The sequence below is a fragment of the Sphingosinicella sp. genome, from assembly GCF_052387495.1.
In the GTDB taxonomy this organism is placed as follows: domain Bacteria; phylum Pseudomonadota; class Alphaproteobacteria; order Sphingomonadales; family Sphingomonadaceae; genus Allosphingosinicella.
The window spans coordinates 1-4,609 of sequence record NZ_JBQTJC010000152.1; the positions used below are offsets into that span (position 1 = coordinate 1).

Consider the following 4,609-nt stretch of genomic DNA (forward strand, 5'->3'; position numbering starts at 1 on the left):
CAAAGATGCGCCGTGGCTCGCGCCAGACATTCGGCTGGCGATAAGCATGACGCCCGCAGAAGCCCGGTCGATGGGTCAAGCTCTAATACGACAGGCGGATGAGGCTGAAGCTCAATCCATTCACTAGCTGGACTTGTCTCGCGCATCGCGCCCGCCCTTCGGTTTTTGCGGCTTATGCGGCGTTGCCAGCATCCGCTTTAGCGCGGCCTCGCGGCGCGCTACCGTCTCCTCTTCGGAGTAGGAGTCGTCCTTGTCTGACATCATCCTAGAAGTAGCGGACATTCTGCGGCCGTCCTATCTGAAAATCGCTCGGGCGAAGAAGCACATCCTCGACCTCCAAAGGGAGATCGATGCCTTCCTCGGCACAAAGCCTGCTAAACTTGTCATCCGCGATGATCGCGCAGCCGGACAGACTATCCGATCCGTCAAACAGAATAGCCCCGTTCCAGAGACCATAAGCCTCATCATCGGCGACGCCGTTCACAATCTCCGCTGCGCCTTGGATCTGACCGTCTTCGCCATCGTCGGGGACAAGACCCCATCGCCTCAAAGCGTCCAGTTTCCGTGGGCCTGGTCGCCTGAGAAATTGGAAGCCACCCTTACGACACGACAAATGCGACACGCCGGAAAAAATGTCATCGACGCGGTGAAGGCGCTCGAACCATATCCGGGCGGGAACGAGGCCATTGAAGCAGTCCATCGGCTCGACATTACCGACAAGCACCAGCTCATTTTGACCGCTGTCAGCTCGGCGGAAATGACCCTTGAAGAGTTCTCCAGATTCGTCCCCGCCGACACCTATCGAGCGCAGGCCGCGCGCCCTGACAAGCGGAACATTACCCTTTTTCTGACCGCCGGGTCCGAATGGACCCTGAACTATCGTTTCAAGGGCAACCGCACGGAGAGGCGCGGCGCACGCAGCAAGATCGCCGCCCGCGAATATGAAGCAGATGTGCAGCCGACCTTCCACATATGCTTCGACACAAGTCTGCCGGTGGTCGGCATGATGCCCGTGATCGACTGCCTTGTGGGGATGACCACGCGGATCGAGGAAGCCTGTCTCCAAATAGGCCGCGCCCATGCTGCGGACCTATTGGGAGCAAAATAGAGCGCCGGCCTGTCCGTCTGACATTTGCTGGCGCTCCTTGCTAAGTCAAGTATATAATTGCCTTAACGCCTCCAGCCCGACATCCGTGGGGGTGGACTCGCGCCCCGCCCGGGTGAACAATACGGCCATGCAACGACTCCTGATCGCCATCGCGGCCGGAGCGCTGTGCCTGACCGGCATGGCCGCGTCCGCGCAAGACAGCGGCAGGAGCTTGCCGCTGGAGGCCCGGCCGGCACCGGAAGCGCCCGAGGGGGTGGACGGACAGGAGTCCGCCGAGCAACCCCCCACCGATCCGCAGGACACGGAAGCCGCGGCGCGGTGGGCGCGGCTGCAGGCGGAAGCCGAGGCGGAGCGCGAGCGGCGGCGCATTGAGCGCGAGCGCTACGAGCAAGGCCTGCGCGACGCCGAGGCCGCGCGTCAGGCCTATGAAGCAGACACGGCGCGCCACCGCGCGGAGCTTGAGCGCGCGCGCGCCGCGGAGGAGGAATATCGCCGCCAGCGCGCCGCCTACGAGGCCGAAACCGGCAATGTCGGCAGCGCGACCCGAGGTTCCGGACCCGCCCCGGCCGCGGCGACGGCCGAGGAGGCGCCGGTCGCCGCGCCAGTCGAAGAGACTCGCGCCGAACGGCGCGCGCGCGAGCGCGCCGAGCGTGCGCGAGAACGCGAGGCGAGACGGGCGAACGAGACGTGCGATGACCGCAACCGCCGCAACCGGCGGCGCGGCCAAATCATCGGCGGCATCGTCGGCGGGCTCGCGGTCGCGCTCGCCGATCGCGAGGGCAGGGCGGAGGTCGCCTTGCTCGCGGTCCCGGCGGGGGTTCTGCTCGGCGATGCCATCGCCGGGCTGCTCGATTGCCGGGAGCAGGAACAGGCCGCGCTCGCCACCGAGCGCGCGCTCGAAGGCGGCGTCGGCTCGACCGTGGAATGGGCCAGCGAAACCAGGCCGAACGTGACCGGCTCTTCGACCGTGCTGGCGATGGCGCCCGACCCGAACGGCGGCGAATGCATGACCGTGACCGACATCGTCATCATCGACGGCGAGGAGACCCGCGCGCCCAAGACGATGTGCCGCCGGCCCCCGTCCAACCGCTTCGTCCGGGTCTGAAGCGCAAGCCGGCGTCGACCGGTCCCGATTGACAACCGATTTAGTAGAGAAGTCTGGACACGGGTCCCGGCTTGGCATAAGAAGGCCGCTTCGCCGGCGATCCGACGGAGCGCGAGCTTCCTGGGGGGCAAAGGTGAAAATTGGGACCTCGCAACCAAATCGAAGGAACAGCACGTGAAGAAGATCGCTCTTTCTCTCGTCGCCCTCTCCGCGCTCGGCCTGGCCGCCTGCGGCGACAACGGCGCCACCAACAATGCGGCGGGCAACACCGCCGAGACCGAGAATGCCGCCAATGCGGACGTCAATGCGGCGACCACGGCCCAGGACGTGCTCGACACGATGGGCAATGCCGCGACCGACGTCGGCAATTTCGCCGAGAACACCGTCGACGCGACCGGCGACGCCATCGAGAACGCCACGAAGTAGGCTTCGGGCTCTTCGACGACTCGAAAGGGTCGCGCGCCTATCCGGCGCGCGGCCATTTTTCTTTGCCCGCCGCCCGGGCTAAGAAGCGGCCGGCGAAACGAACGAGGAGAGCGAGGCGATGAGATTGGGGATCAGGTTCGCCGGGATGGCGATGATCGTGTCGCTGGCCGCCTGCGGCGGGCCCGAGGAAGGGGGCGGCGGCCTCACCGCCGAGGAGGAGCGCCGGCTCGACAATGCCGCGGCGATGCTCGACGAGAACAGCATCTTCGACACCTCGGCGGATTCGATGGTGATGAACGAGGCCGAGCTCCAGGCCCTCGACGCGCCGCAGGGAAACGCGGCAGCGCCGCCGCCGCCCGCCAACCAGCAATAAGACCAAAAGAAAAGGGCCGGGTTTCTCCGGCCCTTCTCATTCTTGCCTGAGCGGTCGGACCCTAGAAGTCCATTCCTCCCATGCCGCCGCCGCCGCCGTGCATCGGCATGGCCGGCTTGTCCTCGGGCAGCTCGCTCACCGCCGCTTCGGTGGTGATGAGCAGGCCCGCGACGCTGGCCGCATCCTGGAGCGCGGTGCGCACGACCTTGGTCGGATCGATCACGCCGGCCGAAACCAGGTTCTCATAGACCTCGGTCTGGGCATTGAAGCCCTGCGTCTCGTCGTCGCCGTCGATCAGCTTGCCGGCGACCACGGCGCCGTCATGGCCCGCATTCTCGGCGATCTGGCGGATCGGCGACTGCAGCGCGCGGCGGACGATGTCGATGCCGCGGGTCTGGTCGTCGTTGACGCCGGTCATGCCCTGGAGCGCCTTGGTGGCGTAGAGCAAAGCGACGCCGCCGCCCGGAACGATGCCTTCCTCAACCGCAGCGCGGGTCGCGTGGAGCGCGTCGTCGACGCGGTCCTTACGCTCCTTCACCTCGATCTCGGACGAGCCGCCGACCTTGATCACCGCGACGCCGCCAGCGAGCTTGGCAAGGCGCTCCTGGAGCTTCTCCTTGTCATAGTCGCTGTTGGTGGCGTCGATCTGCTGGCGGATCGATTCGATCCGGGCCTTGATCTGGTCGCTCTCGCCCGCGCCGTCGACGAGGGTCGTGTTATCCTTGTCGATGGTGACCCGCTTGGCCTGGCCGAGCATGCCGACCGTGACGCTCTCGAGCTTGATGCCGAGATCCTCGCTGATCATCTCGCCGCCGGTCAGGATCGCGATGTCCTGCAGCATCGCCTTGCGGCGATCGCCGAAGCCCGGCGCCTTGACCGCCGCGACCTTGAGGCCGCCGCGCAGCTTGTTGACGACCAAAGTGGCGAGCGCCTCGCCTTCGATGTCCTCGGCGATGATCAGGAGCGGACGGCCCGACTGCACCACCGCCTCGAGGATCGGAAGCATCGCCTGGAGATTGGAGAGCTTCTTCTCGTGGATCAGGATGTAGGGGTCGGTCAGCTCGACCGACATCTTCTCCGGATTGGTGATGAAGTAGGGCGAGAGGTAGCCGCGGTCGAACTGCATGCCCTCGACGACGTCCAGCTCGAACTCGAGGCCCTTGGCCTCCTCGACCGTGATCACGCCTTCCTTGCCGACCTTCTCCATCGCCTCGGCGATCTTCTCGCCGACGATCGAATCGCCGTTGGCGGCGATGCTGCCCACCTGGGCGATCTCCTTGGAGCCGGAGACCTCCTTCGAGCGGCCCTTCAGATCCTCGACCACCTTGGTGACGGCGATGTCGATGCCGCGCTTCAGGTCCATCGGGTTCATGCCGGCCGCGACCGACTTCATGCCCTCGCGGACGATCGACTGGGCGAGCACGGTGGCGGTGGTGGTGCCGTCGCCGGCCAGGTCGTTGGTCTTCGAGGCGACCTCGCGCAGCATCTGCGCGCCCATATTCTCGAACTTGTCCTTGAGCTCGATCTCCTTGGCGACGGTGACGCCGTCCTTGGTGATGCGGGGCGCGCCGAAGCTCTTGTCGAGGACGACGTTGCG

5 protein-coding genes are annotated in these 4,609 nt (G+C 65.9%); 4 read left to right on the forward strand and 1 reads right to left on the reverse strand.

Going from position 1 to position 4,609, the window contains the following annotated elements:
- Positions 1-250 precede the first annotated feature (250 nt).
- The 4 genes from ACT4N8_RS08550 to ACT4N8_RS08565 all read left to right on the forward strand — a co-directional run bounded on the left by ACT4N8_RS08550 (position 251) and on the right by ACT4N8_RS08565 (position 3,012).
- Positions 251-1,108, forward strand: a complete 858-nt coding sequence (locus tag ACT4N8_RS08550) for a hypothetical protein (RefSeq protein WP_444857710.1) — start codon at positions 251-253, stop codon at positions 1,106-1,108.
- 127 nt (positions 1,109-1,235) lie between these two features.
- Positions 1,236-2,213 carry a hypothetical protein gene (locus ACT4N8_RS08555; RefSeq protein ID WP_444857711.1) on the forward strand — a complete coding sequence of 326 codons (978 nt, stop codon included), beginning with the start codon at positions 1,236-1,238 and terminating at the stop codon, positions 2,211-2,213.
- A 174-nt stretch (positions 2,214-2,387) separates the two neighbouring features.
- Complete coding sequence (locus tag ACT4N8_RS08560; protein WP_444857712.1) at positions 2,388-2,639, forward strand: circumsporozoite protein; 252 nt, start codon at positions 2,388-2,390, stop codon at positions 2,637-2,639.
- A gap of 118 nt (positions 2,640-2,757) precedes the next feature.
- A complete protein-coding gene (locus ACT4N8_RS08565) occupies positions 2,758-3,012 on the forward strand; it encodes a hypothetical protein (RefSeq protein WP_444857713.1) in 255 nt (84 codons plus the stop codon).
- A 61-nt stretch (positions 3,013-3,073) separates the two neighbouring features.
- Here ACT4N8_RS08565 and groL read toward each other — a convergent pair.
- On the reverse strand, positions 3,074-4,609 hold a 1,536-nt coding region (gene groL, locus ACT4N8_RS08570; protein ID WP_444857714.1), incomplete at its 5' end, for a chaperonin GroEL.

What these genes read in the sequence shown, in the direction of transcription:
- ACT4N8_RS08555 (WP_444857711.1), top strand. Translation starts at nt 1,236, where the DNA reads ATGCAACGACTCCTGATCGCCATCGCGGCCGGAGCGCTGTGCCTGACC.
- ACT4N8_RS08565 (WP_444857713.1), top strand. Translation starts at nt 2,758, where the DNA reads ATGAGATTGGGGATCAGGTTCGCCGGGATGGCGATGATCGTGTCGCTG.